This is a genomic window from Thermoplasmatales archaeon (assembly GCA_026127925.1).
GTDB lineage: Archaea > Thermoplasmatota > Thermoplasmata > Thermoplasmatales > Thermoplasmataceae > JAKAYB01.
The window spans coordinates 14,169-33,074 of record JAJSLM010000012.1 but is presented as its reverse complement, the minus strand read 5'-3'; the positions used below and the strand labels follow the sequence as shown (position 1 = coordinate 33,074).

At 41.4% G+C, this 18,906-nt stretch carries 16 protein-coding genes, 1 rRNA gene and 1 pseudogene; 14 read left to right on the top strand and 4 right to left on the bottom strand.

Going from position 1 to position 18,906, the window contains the following annotated elements; translation table 11 throughout:
• The 5 genes from LVQ96_08305 to LVQ96_08285 all read left to right on the top strand — a co-directional run.
• Positions 1-369: ribosomal RNA gene (locus LVQ96_08305) — 23S ribosomal RNA — on the top strand; the annotation flags it as partial.
• A 124-nt stretch (positions 370-493) separates the two neighbouring features.
• Positions 494-1,432 carry a hypothetical protein gene (locus LVQ96_08300; GenBank protein MCW6171152.1) on the top strand — a complete coding sequence of 313 codons (939 nt, stop codon included), beginning with the start codon at positions 494-496 and terminating at the stop codon, positions 1,430-1,432.
• Positions 1,422-1,838, top strand: a complete 417-nt coding sequence (locus LVQ96_08295; GenBank protein MCW6171151.1) for a hypothetical protein — start codon at positions 1,422-1,424, stop codon at positions 1,836-1,838. The genes LVQ96_08300 and LVQ96_08295 overlap by 11 nt, the downstream gene beginning before the upstream one ends.
• Before the next feature lie 1,579 nt (positions 1,839-3,417).
• The gene (locus LVQ96_08290; protein ID MCW6171150.1) at positions 3,418-4,854 is read left to right on the top strand and encodes a hypothetical protein; all 1,437 of its coding nucleotides are present in this window, start codon (positions 3,418-3,420) and stop codon (positions 4,852-4,854) included.
• Between the two features lie 129 nt (positions 4,855-4,983).
• Positions 4,984-5,337 (top strand): hypothetical protein, encoded by a 354-nt coding sequence (locus LVQ96_08285; GenBank protein MCW6171149.1) that lies wholly within the window; start codon positions 4,984-4,986, stop codon positions 5,335-5,337.
• A 327-nt stretch (positions 5,338-5,664) separates the two neighbouring features.
• On the opposite strand, the gene LVQ96_08280 is transcribed toward LVQ96_08285, so the two are convergent.
• Positions 5,665-6,513 carry an Mrp/NBP35 family ATP-binding protein gene (locus tag LVQ96_08280; GenBank protein MCW6171148.1) on the bottom strand — a complete coding sequence of 283 codons (849 nt, stop codon included), beginning with the start codon at positions 6,511-6,513 and terminating at the stop codon, positions 5,665-5,667.
• 93 nt (positions 6,514-6,606) lie between these two features.
• On the opposite strand from LVQ96_08280, the gene LVQ96_08275 reads away from it, so the two are divergent.
• A complete protein-coding gene (locus LVQ96_08275; protein ID MCW6171147.1) occupies positions 6,607-7,578 on the top strand; it encodes an alcohol dehydrogenase catalytic domain-containing protein in 972 nt (323 codons plus the stop codon).
• Positions 7,579-7,666: 88 nt separating this feature from the next.
• Here the strand turns inward: LVQ96_08275 and LVQ96_08270 are convergent, their stop codons facing one another.
• Positions 7,667-8,041 carry a DUF2004 domain-containing protein gene (locus LVQ96_08270; GenBank protein MCW6171146.1) on the bottom strand — a complete coding sequence of 125 codons (375 nt, stop codon included), beginning with the start codon at positions 8,039-8,041 and terminating at the stop codon, positions 7,667-7,669.
• A gap of 368 nt (positions 8,042-8,409) precedes the next feature.
• Here LVQ96_08270 and LVQ96_08265 point away from each other — a divergent pair, with 368 nt between their 5' ends.
• The 6 genes and pseudogenes from LVQ96_08265 to LVQ96_08240 all read left to right on the top strand — a co-directional run bounded on the left by LVQ96_08265 (position 8,410) and on the right by LVQ96_08240 (position 15,233).
• Positions 8,410-9,735, top strand: a complete 1,326-nt coding sequence (locus LVQ96_08265) for an ammonium transporter (GenBank protein ID MCW6171145.1) — start codon at positions 8,410-8,412, stop codon at positions 9,733-9,735.
• Positions 9,736-9,939: 204 nt separating this feature from the next.
• Positions 9,940-10,326, top strand: a complete 387-nt coding sequence (locus LVQ96_08260) for a hypothetical protein (protein MCW6171144.1) — start codon at positions 9,940-9,942, stop codon at positions 10,324-10,326.
• Between the two features lie 179 nt (positions 10,327-10,505).
• Positions 10,506-11,861, top strand: a complete 1,356-nt coding sequence (locus LVQ96_08255; protein ID MCW6171143.1) for a DEAD/DEAH box helicase family protein — start codon at positions 10,506-10,508, stop codon at positions 11,859-11,861.
• Entirely contained in the window at positions 11,827-13,155 is a 1,329-nt protein-coding gene (locus tag LVQ96_08250) for a DUF790 family protein (GenBank protein MCW6171142.1), read from the top strand. Before LVQ96_08255 ends, LVQ96_08250 begins: the two co-directional genes overlap by 35 nt.
• Before the next feature lie 98 nt (positions 13,156-13,253).
• Entirely contained in the window at positions 13,254-14,984 is a 1,731-nt protein-coding gene (gene polX, locus LVQ96_08245; protein MCW6171141.1) for a DNA polymerase/3'-5' exonuclease PolX, read from the top strand.
• A 96-nt stretch (positions 14,985-15,080) separates the two neighbouring features.
• A pseudogene (locus LVQ96_08240) lies at positions 15,081-15,233 on the top strand (IS607 family transposase).
• Positions 15,234-15,441: 208 nt separating this feature from the next.
• Here the strand turns inward: LVQ96_08240 and LVQ96_08235 are convergent.
• Positions 15,442-15,876, bottom strand: a complete 435-nt coding sequence (locus tag LVQ96_08235) for a hypothetical protein (GenBank protein ID MCW6171140.1) — start codon at positions 15,874-15,876, stop codon at positions 15,442-15,444.
• A gap of 348 nt (positions 15,877-16,224) precedes the next feature.
• On the opposite strand from LVQ96_08235, the gene LVQ96_08230 reads away from it, so the two are divergent.
• Positions 16,225-17,652, top strand: a complete 1,428-nt coding sequence (locus LVQ96_08230; GenBank protein MCW6171139.1) for a transposase — start codon at positions 16,225-16,227, stop codon at positions 17,650-17,652.
• Positions 17,653-17,724: 72 nt separating this feature from the next.
• Positions 17,725-18,027: a DUF167 domain-containing protein gene (locus tag LVQ96_08225; GenBank protein MCW6171138.1), complete on the top strand. Its 303-nt coding sequence runs from the start codon at positions 17,725-17,727 to the stop codon at positions 18,025-18,027.
• A 7-nt stretch (positions 18,028-18,034) separates the two neighbouring features.
• Here LVQ96_08225 and LVQ96_08220 read toward each other — a convergent pair whose 3' ends face one another.
• A complete protein-coding gene (locus tag LVQ96_08220; protein ID MCW6171137.1) occupies positions 18,035-18,904 on the bottom strand; it encodes a DNA adenine methylase in 870 nt (289 codons plus the stop codon).
• Positions 18,905-18,906: the final 2 nt, after the last annotated feature.

The window sequence follows — 18,906 nt, the reverse complement described above, 5'->3', positions numbered from 1 at the left end:
GCTGAACAAGGTGCCAAGGGTGGGGCTGTTCGCCCATTAAAAGGAATCCTGAGATGGGTTCACTACGTCGCGAGACAGTAGGGTTGCTTCTCCGTGGGAATGTCCGATGTCTGAAGGGCAGGAGCCTTTAGTACGAGAGGAACGGGGGTTCGTGACTTCTGGTTTACCGGTTGTCTGGCAAGGCAATGCCGGGTAGCCACGTCATACTCGAATAAAAGCTGAAAGCATCTAAGCTTGAAGTCGTCCCTGAAAATAGACATCGTTATCAGGCCTCTCCTAGATGAGGAGTTTGATAGAACTGGGATGTAAGTGCCAAGCTTCGGCGAGGCATTAAGTCCACAGTCACTAATCGGCCGAAACTACAATCCATGCTAAAATTACGGAATCTGGTTGAACGAACCCTTTTGTGCGTTTTTATTTTTTTATTATTTGACTGCCTAGTTGCTCAAACCGCAATATATATATATATATATATGAAAGCATTTTGATTCATATGGGTAGAAAAAATAAAGGTTTTAAACGTATAGCACTTTACGTGGTCATTGGAATGGCAATATTTGCTTTTAGCGTGTCTTCGAGTGGGATGTTCGGGGTAAATCCTGCTTCTCCGGTTGGGCAAAACGCTGTAGCAAATTTAATTGAGAACGGAAATGGACTCACAAGTGTAAAAGTTGGGCAGACAAATTTTATTGGTGAGTACATCGTTTCTAAATGGGGTCATCTTAGTAGCCCCAATCTAGGGAGCAACAACAGTAACGGTGTAAATCAAGTGTCAGTATCCAATCAATTAATTCAAATTTTTGGGGTTAAGGAGTACCATAAGTTCGGGGTGAGATTGTCATATAGCTACGGAAAAATAGGGAACTATACCATGCAAACTCTGACATATACTGCAAATAATACCTTCTTTGGCTTGAAAATGACGGATGTGCTAATTAACCTGGGCCCACAACACAGCGATCGAAGGTTATCCATTATGGCAATCGCATTTCAGCCATATTTAACAGAAGATTTGCACTTGGGGGACGTACTGATCACAGATTTTAGTTCTAACTTATATGGGCAGCTCGTAGGCATACAGTCTGGTATAACTTCACTCTCGGTGAAATATCTGGTAAGCGGAAACGAAACATTAGCAACACTTGGTATTTATTACCTGCTCATTGCGCAATCTTTGAACTCTTTTATAAAAATTACGCCAGATCATATTCTAAGACAAAAAGTTGATATCACTGCCTTATACCTTGTTGACGGTAGTCTGGCTGCATGTATAGCAGAACTCGCTTCCTTGGGACTTGCAGGCGTCGGGTTGGTTAGTGACGCTGTCGCATGCTTTACGGGCATTGGTTTTGGTATACCCTGTGCCCTCTTCTTTTTAGCAGTTAATGCACTACCTATTGTTGAGGTGATTGCCATAAATTATGCCTGCTAGAGGGAACAACATGAAAAGTACCAAGAAATTTAATAAAATTTATACGACCATAGGGGCCCTCGCGAGTATTTCTATGCTTATGTCTCTGCTTATTGTAGTTAGGGACTTAAATATACAAAGTATTATTCTATTCGCCTTATTGATTGTGGTTTTCTTGGGCGGGCTTATATATTCGCTAGGTTATCTAGGTGGAAAGAAGGAAGGATATGGATTTTCAAATTTTATAAACATCGTCACTCTGCTAGCTGTATTCCTTGTAATGTTGTCAGAGGTAGAAGTATATCTTTATTTGAACGGTTTTAAGGTTATGGTTACAGTTGTAATAGTTCAAGTATTTCTTATTATAGTGGTATCAGGTGTGCTTATGGTAATGTTATCAAAACATATTCCACAACATAATAGTTGACGGCTTTACAGACGGTATTGCTGCAGGATGGCATTAATCATATTTCATCCCACCTATTGCGTTTATCTGCTATTATTTCATTTGCAAAACAATTGGCAAATATTCCTGATATCGTTGTTTCTATAAATAGTATCAAATATATTGAGTATCACATTCCATAAAATTTTTTCTGAAAACATTGAAAATTTAGATATCTATTGCATAATGGTGCGTGAATTTTCGACTCCCAACGATCCACATAGAGGCGCATCATACTCACATCCGGATAACTCTAGAGCTCTGATTGAACGATTGAGAATGTGTATATAACGTAAGCCGTGAGAAGCGAGAACAACATACGGAGTGAAAACAGGAGAGCGTAATTGTACTCTAGGAGACAGTAATGGATTTGCTTCTTTCATAGTTAATTTTGCAGTTCTGTTGTTTTCCACCGCGCACATAGCGAAAAATTTCGTATATGTGCTATAACAGGTCCTTCGATTCTTCGATAGTAGGTCCTTCTTAAGAGATAGTCCTATTGGATCACTTCACGTTGAGATATAATCTGAAGGATTATTGTCAACATCCGGATTTTTGCTTTGCGTAAGTTAAACTCCACCTTCAACTGTCTTGTTTCTAGAACTTATTTTTTAACATGTTCGGGGTACTGGTAATTCCAAGGGCTACAATAGTACAAGGTAAAGTTTCGAAGTCCGGTTGAACGGACCATTTTTTACGTTTTCATTTTTTTATTGGAATGCCTAGTTGCTCAAACTACGATATATATATGAATGTACTTCATTTAACATGAATAAAAAGGTAAAAGTTTTGGAAGTAATTGTCATTGCGGCTGTGATGATAGAAGGTCTTTGGAAATGATCAGTACAATTATATTAGTTCACCGTCGAACTGGGAGAATTGGATTGGTAATTCATAATGAGTGTACCTGTTAGAGGTGGTAGACATAATTCCTAGAGGCTTAGAATATTTGACTTTATTTCTCATTGCCGACATAACTATGTTTTATTACAATATGAAAACATTAAAGTTTTTCAATCACGAACCAGATGCAAAATTAACGGTGATAAACAGAATTTACTATAGATTTATTCTATTACTTGATATATTCTACCCTGTCCTATTACTTTTAATGCTGTTTACTCAGGGGTACTTTGGTTTATATTATGATAATGTTTCTTCTTCAGTCGTAATATCTTGGGCGGTACTAAACATGGCCACGTATGAATTATTCAGAAGATATCTGAGATCTCAATACAATGTATCACTGAAGAAATCCATTGCCCTAGCATATACATACCAACGGCTCCACATAAACGAAATTATTCGAGAACAACTTAAGAAAGTATCTCCTTGAGAATTGGTTGAACGAACTTATAAGGAACGAAAGAATAAATAGTAGCCTTCAAGAGCATTAGCCACTTTTTGTTTATGCGTTTATTCTCTGCCATTTTATCAAGCGGATTATCATTCTCCTTCTTGGTTTACCTTTTAGTTCAATTTGCTTTGCCATTTTCTCTCCCGATCATTAGCAGCTATTTTTTTGCACAACAAATATATATCTGAGTTTGATTTGATTAATATGAGCAAAAAGACTAGACTTTTTGGGATATCATTTGTAGTTGTAATCATCCTGTCTGGTTTCATTAGCATACATTATTATAATCAAAGTTCAGGTTCTTCGCACGATTCTCTCCCAGTTCAGATCTCATATCCTTCCGGTATCCCTCTCTATCTTGTTGGCCCGGCAGGTATGCAGAGAACGCTCACAGATTTAAGAGTTCCCGGCGCTGACATTCACCAAACTTCTGTAATGGGCCTGCAGAATACAGGCAACGATTCTATAATCTTCATTGTCTGGCCATATGTTTCACAATCATCGAGTTTGGCCACAAATCTTGTAAGCACAATAGGTTCTTTGTTTGCAAGAGGGGATCTCATATTTGTCCTAACAGGAGGATATAACTCTGCTGTGTCCGATCTCCTCGGAGTGTCCTGGGCAAACGAATTTCACTCCAAAGTACTTGTCATGCATGGCGTTCCACCTAATGGTGTAAACACTATGATCGCTGCAAATGGTAACACTCACTTTTTTGCTCTAGCGCCGATAAATGAATCAACTATAAGTTTTCTTGGCAGGGTGTCTTCAGTTTTTAATAAATTCTCTTCAGTTCCTAATGAAAGTTGTGATCCGATAATACGTGTCGAGGGTAATCCATCTTTTAAAGGATGGACATTCGCAACTGGCGAGATAATGGGGATGAGCAATTCTAACGGAACTTACCGCTATGACCTAGGTATATTTGTCGGAGACAAGATGACACCAGTCAATTCGATGCCAGGGAAAATGAAAATACCGATATTAACTATGGGTTGGGAAAGTTACACTCCAAGCAGTACTATTGTAAACAATGACGGATACATAGAAAACGAGACATCGAATATAAACTACATAAGCAGCTATAACTCCTACCTTGATGGGTGGAACGAACCATGGTCCCCATGGTCGCATATCAGCTACAACTCTTATTTCTATTCTTCGGTAGGCTATTCGCCAACCGGCACGAGTGGTTGGATAACACCGCCTCGATTACCATCTGGAAGTATGGCAATTAAAAGCACAACGCATTCGGAACAGGGTACACCTGAACCCGAGAAGGATTATCTTTGGTCATTTTCTTATTCTCAGACCAGTGCGAATAATCCATATTCTAATGGTTTCTCGTCTAACGGGATGTGGATACTGATGGCAGGAACGGGAAGCACTAATACCGCTGCCATAACCATGAACGAAAAGATTAATCTAGTTACACAGAAGAATACTTTCTATGGGGGTTGCGGAAGTGGTTCTGCGGAACTTTACAGCGAGAAAATAATCCTCCAGGATCATTTCACATTAACCTATAATCCAGGCGGATCATGGACAACATCTGGATCCTCCGCTGTGTGCTGGTTTAACTCGAACTACAATGGTCTTGTTTCTGGTGTGTATTATTCAACACAGTGGGAGTATTGGTGAGTCAATATTCCATCATAACGTAGGGTAAAAAATCCTGTTTAACAACCCTCTTTGCAATATTTTTATTTTTGCGTTTTTGGTTTACAGATTAGAATCAAAATATATTAATAGCAATACTCCATGCTAATTATGGATATGATCGATCAGTTAGATCACAGAACATCAACAAGACGTGATCCTGTAAAAACCCTTTCCATAGTTACTCTGGTTATGATACTTGTATTTACTGTTTATTCGTGTATCGCTACCCCTTTTGCCACAACGTTGCCGTACACCATTTATGATGAGGCTATGATTTTGTCTTTGGGTTTGATATTGACCATTATCCCGGTAAGCCGAATTTATGATAAACATATTAACTTGGTCTTTAGCGGTATCATTTTTGTCATCTCCTTTATTTTGATTTGCCTCTTTATTGTCGACATTGGATCTCTTTTTATTATCCCATTCTTGCTTGATATTGCACTGTTGGTTACAAGATAGATCCATACTCACGACCTAAATCATCACTACGCATATTTTTCTCGGTCCCTAATAGGGAACGTACTGAGCGTTAAGTTCATCTGAAGAGGCGGTCTCCAGATCGTCTATCTACTGATGAGATTCATTTTACGTCGCAACCCTTTACAAGAGTCTGTGCAACTACGCTCATCATTTTAACAAATAAAGGAATTGGTAATGCTACAACATAGAAGTAAGTGCATTTAACTAGGCCTTGCAAGGCATGTCTAATTTGAAATAAAACAAGACCCCCGAAGAGGGTAGCGTCCAGTAAGATGCCCTGCTTTTACAATAGGCTTGTAATAATGTCTACTTAAGTGAAGGCATGGCATCTACGTATTGGGCGACCTTATCAGCTATATCCGTGAATATAGCAGATACGGTATCATTGAGTGATGCGCTCGGAACGCCACTGTCGGTACCTTCGACGATTTCCATTGAGAACGGTATCCTGCCAAGGAACGGGACACCGTATTTTTTTGCGGCTTCTTCTCCACCCCCTTTCTTGAATATGTAAGTGGTCTCTCCACAGTGCGGGCAAACAAAACCGCTCATGTTTTCAACGATACCAAGGACTTTCATCTCAACCTTTTTGCAGAAATCTATGGCTTTTCTGGCATCAAGAAGAGCAACGTCCTGTGGTGTGACCACAATTATGACCCCGTCAACCTTCGGCACGAGCTGAGATATTGAGAGTGGCTCATCCCCTGTTCCTGGGGGCATGTCAAGCACCATGTAGTCATAACCCTCCCACTGGACTTCTTCCAGAAACTGCTGTATGGCTTTGTGCCTGAGAGCTCCTCTCCATATTATGGCTGTATCATCGCTTGGAAGCATGAAGCCCATGGATATTACATCAACACCGAATGGGGTCTTGACCGGAAGAATCTGGGTACCTTTTACTTCGACATCTTTCCCGGAGACGCCGAGAAGCATGGGATCGTCCGGTCCGTTGATATCCACATCAATTAATCCGACCTTGAATTTTTTGGCAAGAGCAACTGCCAGGTTAACCGAAACCGTAGATTTTCCCACTCCTCCTTTTCCACTCATTACCATAATAGTGTGCTTTACTCCAACATACTTTGTGGACTTCGGTGGCGGCCCAATTACGGGAGTAGGGGGCGGTGTATTCATTTTAATAGTTCCTGTAGGCATGTTTATGATATTGCAAGAGGCTATTTTATCCTTGACCACAAGAAAGAAGAAGAAAAAGTGGTAATGTTAGATAAGATTGTGAAATTTGAAAGTATGAAAGCGATGCTACTGGAGAAACCAGAAAAAATAGAGAAAAAGCCGTTGAAATATTCAGATTATAGATATCCTGAAATAGGGGAAGGTAAAGTGATCGTAAAAGTGCTGGCTAATGGAGTATGTCATAGTGATCTGCACATAATTGAGGGCGATTTTCAATTGCCTGGAGATTTGTTTCCTATGATACCAGGTCACGAGATTGTGGGGGAGGTCGTTGAATCAAAGAGTAATTTAAGTCCGGGAGATAGGGTCGGCATAGGCTGGTTTTATTCGGCTTGCGGCACTTGCGATCAATGTATTTCAGGGCACGAAAATTTATGTCCAAATGCGCTGGTATCTGGTATTAACGTTAAGGGTGGCTACGCCGAATATGCAGCGCTCGATGCTGCCTATGTTTCTCAAATTCCTGACGGAGTTAAGAGTTCCGAAGCCGCGCCATTGTTCTGTGCAGGCATAACCGCCTATTCCGCAGTCAAAAGGATTGCCCCATCGATGGGAGATAGGATTGCGGTATTTGGGATCGGAGGACTTGCGTTTTATGCAATACAGATGATAGAAGCTACTGGCGCTCATGCTGTGGCAATAACCAAAGGGCACAGAGAAGTAGCCGAGAAGGCTGGCGCCAGCGAGATAACAGATCGTCCCGAAGGCAAATATGATGGATCTATTGTTTTTGCACCAAACAGCTCGCTGGTAAAGGATGCGGTATCCTCAGTGAAGACTGGGAAAACGGTAGTTATCCCGGCGGTAATGGATAAAATAGATGTTCCGTTTGGAGACTTTATGTGGGAAAAGAATATTACAAGCGTTGCAAGCGGATTGAGAAAGGAAACCAGAGCCGTTCTTAAGATGGCATCTGAGCACAATCTTGAATCCATGATCCATGAAAGAAAACTCAGCGAAGCAAACGAAGTTCTGACGGAACTAAAGAATGGCAAAATTATGGGAAGAGCCGTGCTAATTCCTTGAAAAATTTTTGTCCGAATTGCTCCGCTTAAATTATAGATACAGTAAATCACTGGAAAGAACAAGAGAAATACAGAAAGAGATCAGCTAATCAGATATATTGCCATATCGGATCCTGCCAGAGATCGTATTCCTCTTCAATTTCCTTTATAGGACGCTGTACAGTGGCTTTTTCCTTTAGAAGTTTGTTATATTTGTTAATGAGTTCGATTGCTCCATGTTTGGCCAAATCATCAAAGTATTCTTTTATTGTCTTCAGGTTATGAGGATGCAGTTTGTTTACACTTTTCCCAGCAAAAAGAATCCTGTAAAACCTGTGTTCTCCCAGTCTTACATGAAAAATTCTGTAATCCAATTCTATCTTGTCTTTCAGGTCATATGTTGTGATGGCGGCAAGCGCTTCAACAATTCTTACATCCTCATTTTCCGACTGTAATTGAAAATCTATCTCAAGTCCCTTTTCCATAAAAGAATGAGTTTAAAATCATATTTAAAGGGTGGGTTTTTAAATTCTAAGTTGAACAAAATGCATGTGGCTTTATCTTAAAATTCTCCATTTTACCATTTTTTTGCAATATTAATCAGTATCGATATTAATTAACCGTTTCTTACGCACAATGAGATTCGTATTCCGTAGTTAATTAAATTAAAACGAGGCGTGTTCAAATCAATTTTGGGCCAGAATTTGCATTCTTCTGTATAATGTTAAAGGAATGTATGTCGACAGAATGACGAATATATGATAATGACACGTGCTAATCATCGTCAATATGCCGAATTTTGTTCTTTTTTAGCATCATTTAAAATACAGTCTAAGGATACCTGAGAGTCAAAATGGTTAACCTTCTCAACAACTTTTGGGTTCTTTTTGCATCACTGCTCATATTCTTAATGACGATTGCAGTAGGCTTTCTTGAAATTGGGGAACTCGGATTAAAAATGAAGAGGAGTCTCTACAAGTCTATTCTCATAACGGGAATATCATTCATCGTCATGGCCATAGTAGGTTTCAATACAGCGTTTGCTCCAACGATCGGAGGAATAATCGGGAATCCTTTTTACAAACCGGGCTTTTTTCTGGGATCGTTCGGATCTCCTGCAACGATATTTTCCACGGTTTGGTGGTCAATGTCTTCAAAGTATTTTGGCGCCGATCTATGGGCCGTATCTTATTTTATGCTTGAGGCAACATCGGCTTCAGTTACATTAGCCCTTGTTTCTGTTGTGCTTCTTCGTAAGGTAAAAATGGCCGCCTTCGTAGCATTTTCAGTTGTATATTTTGTACTGATATTTAATCTTCCGGCGGCATGGATCTGGAATCCAACGGGATGGCTCTACTTGTTGGGTATGAGGGATTTCGCCGGAGGGCTTGTTGTGCATGGTGCTGCAGGTATAGCAGGCCTTGCAATACTAGTCAGGATATGGCAGGAAGAAAGGTGGAAAGGCCTGAAGGAAAGCCCAAAGGAGTCTTTCAGACTAAATCATGGATTCTTGGCACTAGCTATCCTTCTTCTCATAATCGGATGGGTAGGTTTCGATCCGGGCAACACACTTGCATTCAATTTTGACACACTTATAGTGGTTTCCGTTGTTCTTATTTCAGGATTTACAGGAATGATTTCTGTATTGGCAACCAGCTATATTCTAAGGAAAGACACTGGAGGAGTACTTAACGCGGTAAATGGGATAATAATGGGGCTTATAGTTATCACACCTCTTGCAGGTTTCGTCAGTCCATTAAGTGCGTTTACTCTCGGGATTCTAAGTGGGCCATTATACGTATTTGCAGACATATATTTCTCCGGTAGAAAGTGGTTAAGCGACCCTGTTGGGCTACTTTCATCACACATGACCGGAGGTATATTTGGCGTCATCATGATTCCATTCTTCACACAGCACACTTACGCCGTGTTCTCTGGAAATTCTGTCCTCCCGAACGGTTTTATTTTTGGCGGAGGCGTAGCTGCACTCAGAACGCTTGGTATCGAAGTTCTGGGAATCGTGGTTGTCGTCGTATTCGTGTTCACCATTTCTTATGTAGTTATGTCCATAATCAGCAAAGCAATGCATGGAATTTTAGATAATTCCGAATATTCTGGCACGGTCAAGAATGTTTACGTCGTAAACTCAGCAAAAGCTCAATTGGATAAATTGCATTAATGTCACTCTCATGCAACGAGGTAGAAATAGATCCTCGTAAGGTCTCTTGCAGGCGTATGCATAAATCCGCAAAACGATTATCGGTTCTCAGGCATTAAGACTATAATCTGAAATTTTCCCTGAAAATACACCGGTGTAAGGAAGAATATCGTCAGAAACAAATAAAACAGTAAAGATTATACTGTATGAATTCCATGAAGCCTCATGGAAATATTCAAAAAAGACATAGAACTGGAAACATCAAAGCAACTGAGTGACATAGTGTCTGCTTTCGAAGAGCAATTAAAAAATAAACAGTGGAAGGTCCAAAGCAATGTTCAAAATGATCAGGGGGTACTTCAGGCCCAAAAGGCTGGAATTTTGAGAGATATTATTGCTGCAGATCGTGCTCTGACATTCACTTTTAAGAATGAAGGGGGAAGGCTAAATGTTAGTGTGGGCGTTGGAAAATTACTGCAGAACTTAGGTGTAGCAGCTATTGAAACCATTATGTTGAGCGAGCTATTCCTTGTAGTGGACGTTCCTGAGATTCTCTGGACCGATCATGTTGAGACAGAACTTATTGGTCAACTAAAGTCCATTACCTCCTAAGTAAATTTCTTATTTCCTTCAATTTTAGTAAACTTATATCACCTTTTTCTGATAATAGTTTTAGGATTCGTTTCATTCTTTATACATTCAGCGACAGCGAAACAATTTAGGCCGAACTTCGCGATAAGATTATGACTGAGAATTGTATACGAACCCATATTTATGGGGGAGACCATTCTTTGATTGCTGAGTTTGACAAGGGCACAATTCTTTTGGGCGAATGGCCGAAGGATATTCAATTACCCACCGAAGTAAGATGGGATGAGCGCGTAAACAAATATCGTTGCATGGGTTATTTTTATTCAGAATTGAAGAGAATTTTGCCGAATCTTGTCGACAACGTGATGGCAAAAAATCCTCCATTGAATGTTTCCGGCTCCTTCAAGCTAAGAAAGTATCAGGAAGAAGCTATTTCAGAATGGGAAAAAAATGGAAGGAGAGGCATAGTTGTGCTTCCAACCGCCGCAGGTAAAACACACATCGGCCTTGAAGCGATACTTCGCAACAAGAAAAGTGCGATAATAGTTGCGCCGACTATTGAGTTGATACAGCAATGGAGAGAGAATATAGAAAAGGCCTTCAACATGCATATTGGGCAGCTTGGAGGAGACGAGAAGGATATCCAACCTATAACTGTGTCGACCTATGATTCTGCATACCTCCTTGCTGAAAAGATAGGAAATAGATTCGATCTGTTAATTGCGGATGAAGTTCATCACATGGCTTCGGAAAAATTTAGCGAGATTGCTAAAATGTACACGGCGCCTGAAAGGCTCGGTCTCACAGCCACTTATGAGCGCGCGGACGGTCTTCATGAACTTCTCGTCCCCTACATGGGTGGAAAGATGTTCGAGATGGGCTATGAGGAGCTAACAGATTTTCTCTCCGGTTTCGAAATCATACGCATACCTGTCGAACTAACGGATGAGGAAGAGGCCGAGTATAACAGAAACAGGGAAATTTTCCTGTCATATCTTAGGAGATATCACGTTAAACTGAAAGGTACTTTTGACTTCCAGCGATTCATAATGCAGTCATGGAACAGGGAGGGCAGGGAAGCTCTCCTCGCCTGGCGGCGTTCGAGGGAGATAGCGTTCAGTGCAAGGGCAAAGATCGACTTTGTTCGTTATGTCATGTCGAAGCACAGGGATGACAAGATGTTCATCTTTACGGAGGATACCGAAACAGCTTATATGGTGTCAAAGGAATTTCTCATACCTGCCATGACCTATTTGACACCGGGACCGGAAAGGAAGAAGTACCTCGATCTTTTCCGCGACGGAAAAATAACAAAGATTGCAACAAGTCGTATCCTTGACGAAGGGGTAGATGTCCCGGATGCATCTGTAGCGGTTGTAATAAGTGGTTCAGGCAGCACAAGGCAGTTCAGGCAGAGGCTCGGAAGAATTATCAGGCCGGCGGCTGGAAAGAATGCCATAATGTATGAACTCATAACCTCTGGAACTGGGGAAAAATCAACAAGCAGGAGGCGGAGAAGGGGTGTTCCCAACAGAATGTCTGATGGTGAGGCGTGATCGGAAGAAGAAGACCATATCTCCCATATTTTTAGGCGACGATGCCGAGGAATACTACATACTGGTCATGGAATGCTTTCGGAAGAATATAGGAAGGAGAAAGCACGACATAGAGCACGATCTCAAGGAGGTCGAACTAAAGGTACAGTATAACAAGGTCATAAGGGGCCTTTCCGAGGTAATCTTCAGACTTGCAAAGAGCGAGAGACTCACAGCAATCGAACCTTCTGAACTGAGGAATGAGATCTTTCTCAGGTTCCCGAATGGAATTCCGTCACCAGAAGAGCGGGCTGAGAAACTGAATGCCATTGCTAAGGAGTTTAACGTCACTCCAAAACAGATTGAAGATTCTCTCTATGCAGACAAAGAAGGGGAGCAGATAATATCAGAAATTCCAAAAATGTCATTTGAAAATGCGTCAAAGCTCTATAATCTGGAACAGGCTGAAACACTGCTTGCAAAGTCGATTGGAGTCCTGGTTTCCGGGATAGAAGATTGGGGACAATTGATAAAGAGGATACGCAGGCTTGGACTGCTGTTCAGTGTTAATCAGGAAAAGGAAAGTTTGGAATCAATTTACGTAAGCGGTCCTGCATCAGTAAACGAGAATACGCATAGATACGGGGGGAGGATAGCTCAGCTGCTCCATGTACTTTTACGATTCAAAGGCTGGAGGCTTGAAGCAGACGTTGAGTTCAAGGACGAGAAAAGCGATGGGAAATTCAAAATGTTTCTGTCCTACGCGAGTTCAGAAATGTTCCCGGACTTCTCGCAGGATGAACCTCTTATCCTGCCAAATTACGCTTCCGTAGCGAATCCAATATCAGTCGGTGGCCGCTTTATTTTTCCTGATTATATCATCTCAAGGAAAGGAGAGGAAATTCTTCTCTTTGTTTCAAGGCTGATATACCATGATTCCGACGTTGAGTTAAAAGAATACCTGGACCTGCACGAAAAGAAATCACTATTTATCTACGGCCTGGAGAGGGGAGAAAAGAAGAAAAAGGGCCTGACGTGCTTTTCTGGGGATATACCATGGGATGCACTTTTTTCGGACCAGATAGAACCGGAAGTATATCCTGTACGTGACGAAACGGAACTGCAAAAGGAAGTGCCGGAACTTGGTAAGAGACAGGTTGAGGATATCCGGAAAGAAATTGAGCCGATAATTTCAGATTTCAACGCAGTGATGGACATTATCCGTGCAAAAGGTTTTGATCCCGAAAAATTCCTGAGGGCTTTAGGATACCGGATCGAGTGGAGGACGCTTGAGCCCACAATAGTTCCTGAATAGGCATCCATTTTCAATCTTTTATGCACCAGGGAAGCAAGACGATGCATCATTAAATACTCCTCTCAGATTTATACTGTAAAGAGTGGTTTGTGATAAAAATGAAAAACAAGGAACTTGCCGACATCTTTGCTGATATGGCATCCTTTGAGAGTCTTGAGGAATCGGAAAATGCGAGATTCAAAACCAGAGCATATCAGAAAGTTGCTGCCATCCTAGATTCTCTGCAGGAAGATATCGCCGAAATTTACAAGAAAGGTGGGGTGAAAGCTCTAATGGAGATCCCTGGTATCGGAAAAGCTATTGCTGAAAAGATTGAGGAATATCTCACAACAGGAAAAATTTCCAAATACGAAGAATACAAGGAAAAGTATCCGATAGATTTCAAAGAGCTCACGAAGATAGAGGGTCTAGGCACTAAGACTGCTCTTTCCCTCTACAAGGATCTAGGAATAAAGAATCTAGCTGATCTTAAGGATGCGATTTCCAAGCACGAGATAAGCAAGCTTCCTGGATTTGGCGTGAAAAGCGAAGAACTTCTGGACAAAGGGGTAAAACAGTTAGAATCAAGCAAAGGTCGCCTTCTGCTATCTGAGGCACTTCCAGTTGCACAATCCATTGCGGAAAGGCTCAGGAAAAGTGGTCTGGCGGATAAGGTAGAAATAGCTGGCTCAACCCGAAGGATGCGGGATACGATCGGTGACATAGACATACTGGCCATCGGCACGAGCAGCAGCGAGATAATGGATTTCTTTACAGGGTTGGAGGACGTCGAGAGGACAGTTGTCAAGGGGCCATCAAAAACAACGGTATATTTGAAGATAGGAACAACATGCGATCTCCGTGTTATTGAGCCAGGTAGATTTGGAGCCGCAATGCAGTACTTCACGGGAAGCAAGGATCACAATATTCAGGTAAGGAAAGTTGCAATCGACAACGGTTACAAACTCAACGAATATGGACTCTATGACCGTACCGGGAAGATGGTCTCTGGTGTGGACGAGCAAGAATTGTATAATAAACTGGGTATGGACTGGATTCCTCCCGAAATGAGGGAGAATAGAGGAGAAATAGAACTGGCCATGAAGCACAAATTGCCAAATCTTATCCAATACTCGAGCTTAAGGGGTGATCTTCATACTCATACGAAAGACACTGACGGGTCAAACACACTTGAAGAAATGGTTGAATATGCAAGGAAATACGGCCTCGAGTACATAGCAACAACAAATCATACAAAGAGCCTCAAGGTTGCACGAGGTATGGATGAGGCAAGGTTTGCCGACTATTTTTCCAAGGTCGATAGATTAAATGAAGAATTGGGAAAGGATTTTCATGTGCTGAAAGGCGCAGAGGTTGATATACTGAAAGATGGGTCCCTTGATCTCGAGAACAAAACGCTAAGAGAGATGGAATGCGTTGTCGCATCCGTTCATTCTAATTTCAACATGAGCAAAGACGAGATGACAAAGAGAGCAATAACTGCCCTGGATTCAGGATATGTAAATATACTGGGCCACCCAACGGGCCGACTGATAAATGAACGTCCACCTTTTCAGATCGATCTGGAGAAGGTTGCTGAATCAGCGGAAGCGAATAAGGTGATATTAGAAATTAACGCGTTTCCGACCAGGCTTGATCTTAAGGATACAGACATAATGCTAACATCAAAATTCAAGGTTAATTATGCAATAGACTCTGATGCACACAATATATCACATTACAACGTCCTGAAGTACGGGATTGGAACCGCGAGGAGGGGCTGGCTTGAATCCGATCGTGTCGTGAACACATTCGATCTCAGCAAAGCTCTAAGGATGCTGAAGAAATGAACGGTTGCATATAAGCCACGACTATATAGTTAATAAAAATGATAAATTTATATTATAGTGCCATATTATAATATTAACCATGAAGGCAAATGAGGTATGAGCCTGCTAAGGATATCACGAATAACACTGCATGTATATGCAAAGACTGGAAAGATAAGGTATACTGTAATGCCGAATGGGATGTATAATTACAGTGATGAGGATGTTTATAAGATTCTCAATAAGGATGTAAAGAGAAAAACTGTAATTAACTGCGAAACTCTTTGCGCCAGAAGAGATATATTCCGTTTGTCGTGATCTATTTCTATGCGTCCTATTGCCTCCCTAAAGTTATTCCCGAAGTACTCTTCTATGAGGTGGACAAGCGTATCTCCTGCAATTAACCGTCTTTCTGCCCCTCTGCTAAAGTGATAGCTCTCCTCGCAATCCAGGATGCGGAACCTTCATCTCCGGCAAATCACTCCCAACCTGCAATCCTGTTTAATTCTTCTCGCTTCTGATAGAACCCTACACTCCCTGTTCCAGGAGCAAACATCACACCGTCCTGGAATAAATTGCTCATCCTGTATGCGGCATAACCGTCATTGTTTAGGACAAATCTCTTTTCTCCTAATACTCTTTTAACAATTTTTTCTCCATGTGCAGTCGTTTCAACAGAATCTCCTGCCCCAGCTATGCCAAAGATCACGCTGTCTACATTGTCGATCCTTTCATCTCCATCTAGAATAGTTTCGTTCATCGCTTCCCTGATATTTCTCTCCGAAACATCCGGCCTCACAGAAACGAAATGTGAGGGTCCTGCAATGCCCGAAGACGCAAATAGATTCTCTTCGTCATCGTAAAGTATAGCACATGTTTTTGTTGCTCCCCCATCAACAGACAGAATCATCATGAACTATCTTTTCGATATATTAAAATAATCTTTGCCGAGACCACCGTCAGAAAAGGCGGAAAAGTGTGTGTGGAATACTGGGCGATATCACTCTTAGGTACTTTCATTATTGATGATTGGCGATGAAAATCCAGATTCAACCACAACTTCTCTGTGCAAAACTTTGAATTACTTACCTGAACTCTTTCACTTTAACACATATTTTTTATTCTGCTGAATCCGTGTTATAAGGCATTTATTCACATTCTGCATTTCTACTGTAGAATCTGTACATCTCATCGCCAGTCTCTTATTTCAGCCAATTCCAATGAAAAGATGTAAATAGTATTAACACATATCATAACACATATGGCTGTGATTGACCACGTACCGGATGCGGTTAGGAAAACGTACCTGGAAATGAAGAGCGAACAGGGAAAGAAGCTTGAACTGAAGGTGATAAGTGGAAAATATTACATTTATGTTGCAAGGGGTGTCTGGGACAAGAAGAAAAAGAAGCCTGTGAAGAAGACCGTCCTCATGGGAACGATACATGAGAACGGAACATTCATATCAAAGAGGCTAAAGAAGATCTTTTCCTCAACCATGGTCTATGAGTACGGCAACTCACAGCTTGTATGGAATCTCTGCCAGGATATGTATACGATAATGGAGAAGCATCTTTACCGTGATCAGATCATTGCAATGGCGATCGTGAAGGCGATCGATCCCATGCCATTGAGGCTCGTTTCCTCAAGATTCCAGAAGCTCTACATATCGAGGACGATGAAGCCGAACCTCGATCCCGATGATTTGTCGACCGTCCTGGGATACGTAGGGAGCCATTTTCCCGATCTCTACGGTATGTTCCGGAAGATCATGGAACCTGGCGGCCTGATCTTTTACGACATGACAGCGATAATATCATACTCGAAAAACCTGAAGCTTGCAGAGAAGGGATACAATCCCGATGACGAACATGAGAATCAGGTCACGGTGATAATGGCGTTCTCCGTTAAGTCATGGGTACCGGTGGCGGTGGATGTATTTTACGGATCGGTGAGGGACATAAAATCGCTGAAATATTTCATAGACCGTTTTCATGACCAGGATATCGGATTCATCATGGATCGGGGCCTCTTCTCTGAATCCATCGTCAAGGATCTGAGAAAGCTGAAGATGCACTACATCGTCCCTCTCAGAAGGAATTCCACCATCGTTCCGGATAATGTGAAATTCGATTCAGCATTCATCTACAACGGAAGGCCAATCCAGGCTTCCAGAAGATCGTCAAGACTGGGATATGTATACATGTTCCAGGACCCCATGATGAGAGCGGAGGAGGAATCGACGATACTGAGGGGTGTCGCCTCTGCACGAAAGGACATGGAATATTTTCAGGATAAGAAGAGTCGTCTTGGAGTATTTGCAATAATATCCGATCTTGATCGAAGTCCTTCTGAAATATATGAACAGTACAAGTCCAGAGAGGAGGTTGAACAGGTATTCGACACAATGAAGGGTGATCTGGAATCAGACAAGACCTATCTCAGGGACAATGAGAAGGTGAAGGGATTCTTCTTTATTGTCTTTCTCGCTTTGAGGGTGAGATTCAGAATCCTGAAGGTGCTGAAGGATCATGGTTTACTGGGAAAGATGTCGGTAAACGAGACAATCTTCGAGCTGTCAAAGATGGAGAGGATCGTTGAAAAGAGCGGGACAGAATACTTTGCAGCAGTTCCAAGGAAAGTAGAAAAGATCATCGATCTGTTCAGGGACATGATACCTATGGGTTAAATTGAAGGAAGTTCAGGTTACTTATTTATTCTCAAAAAAATCCTACAATAAAAGAGGCGTATCTTTCGCTTTTTGGGCAAAGCAACTTCCGGACCTAAAGAGAATGTCCTTTTGAACAACATACTGAAACCTTTTTACTCAGTCATTAATTTCATCTTAATGCGTGTGATGGTTCTTGTCAGTCGCGGAAATGAAAGTGTGGAAAAGGAAGGCGATAATATCCATGTCTTCACAAAACAACCCTTTGAGGACAACAGAGCAAATAGGGACGTGATAAAGCAGATTGCAAAATATTATTCTGTCCCCTCAAGCAAAGTTAAGATTGTAACTGGATTGCGATCGCGCAAGAAGATTCTGGACATTAATGTTCCATGATGCAGATTTATGCATAATTTGTTACAATAATTTCACTGGCACCCCGTCTCCTTTCAGCTTTAGAATTTATCAATCTGGAAGCCTTAATCCCGTGAACATTGAACGAAGAATATAATTCTCTGGTTTCTTCAGTGTCAGAGTTACTAAGCATGAATCGTACTCCTAGAGAATCTAGGCGTCTTGCTTCCTCAGCAAGTCTTACCTGATCTGTCCAGGAAAATCCCCCGTCTATGTAGGTCGTGAAATTCGATGATTTTGAGATCGGAGTATATGGCGGGTCAAAGTAAACAAAATCTCCAGCATTTGCATATTTGGTAGCAGATTGAAAATCACATAGCCTTAAATCCACATTCTTAAGGAGAGAAAACCAAGCGTATACAAGATTCGAAGAAGGTAAATGCGGATTTGTATACCTGCCAAAAGGCACATTGAACTGTCCTTTCGAATTCAGTCGATATAGGCCATTGAATGCGTGTCTGTTAAGGTAAATGAAAATAACAGCCCTACGCAGGTTTGGTGTCCGGTCGATAGAGTTGAATTCATCCCTTGCCTCATAATAACTCTCTTTTGAGTTTCTATAGTTAAGATCTTCTAATCCTTTTATGAGTTCTTCAGGGTTGTTTTTTATTTCATTAAAAAGGTTGTATATGTCAAAATTTCTATCTGATAGAATAGCAGTCTTTAGCCTGTTCATTCCATAAAGTTTGGAGACCAGTGCACCGCCTCCCAAAAAAGGCTCAAAGTATGTATTCCATTTCTGTGGCATGTAATAGAGAAGCTTGTCAATGATCTGTCTCTTTCCCCCCGCCCATTTGATTATTGGTTCAATAATATACTGGGAATATTCACTTCCTATTTGTCCTCTAGTGCTATCCATAG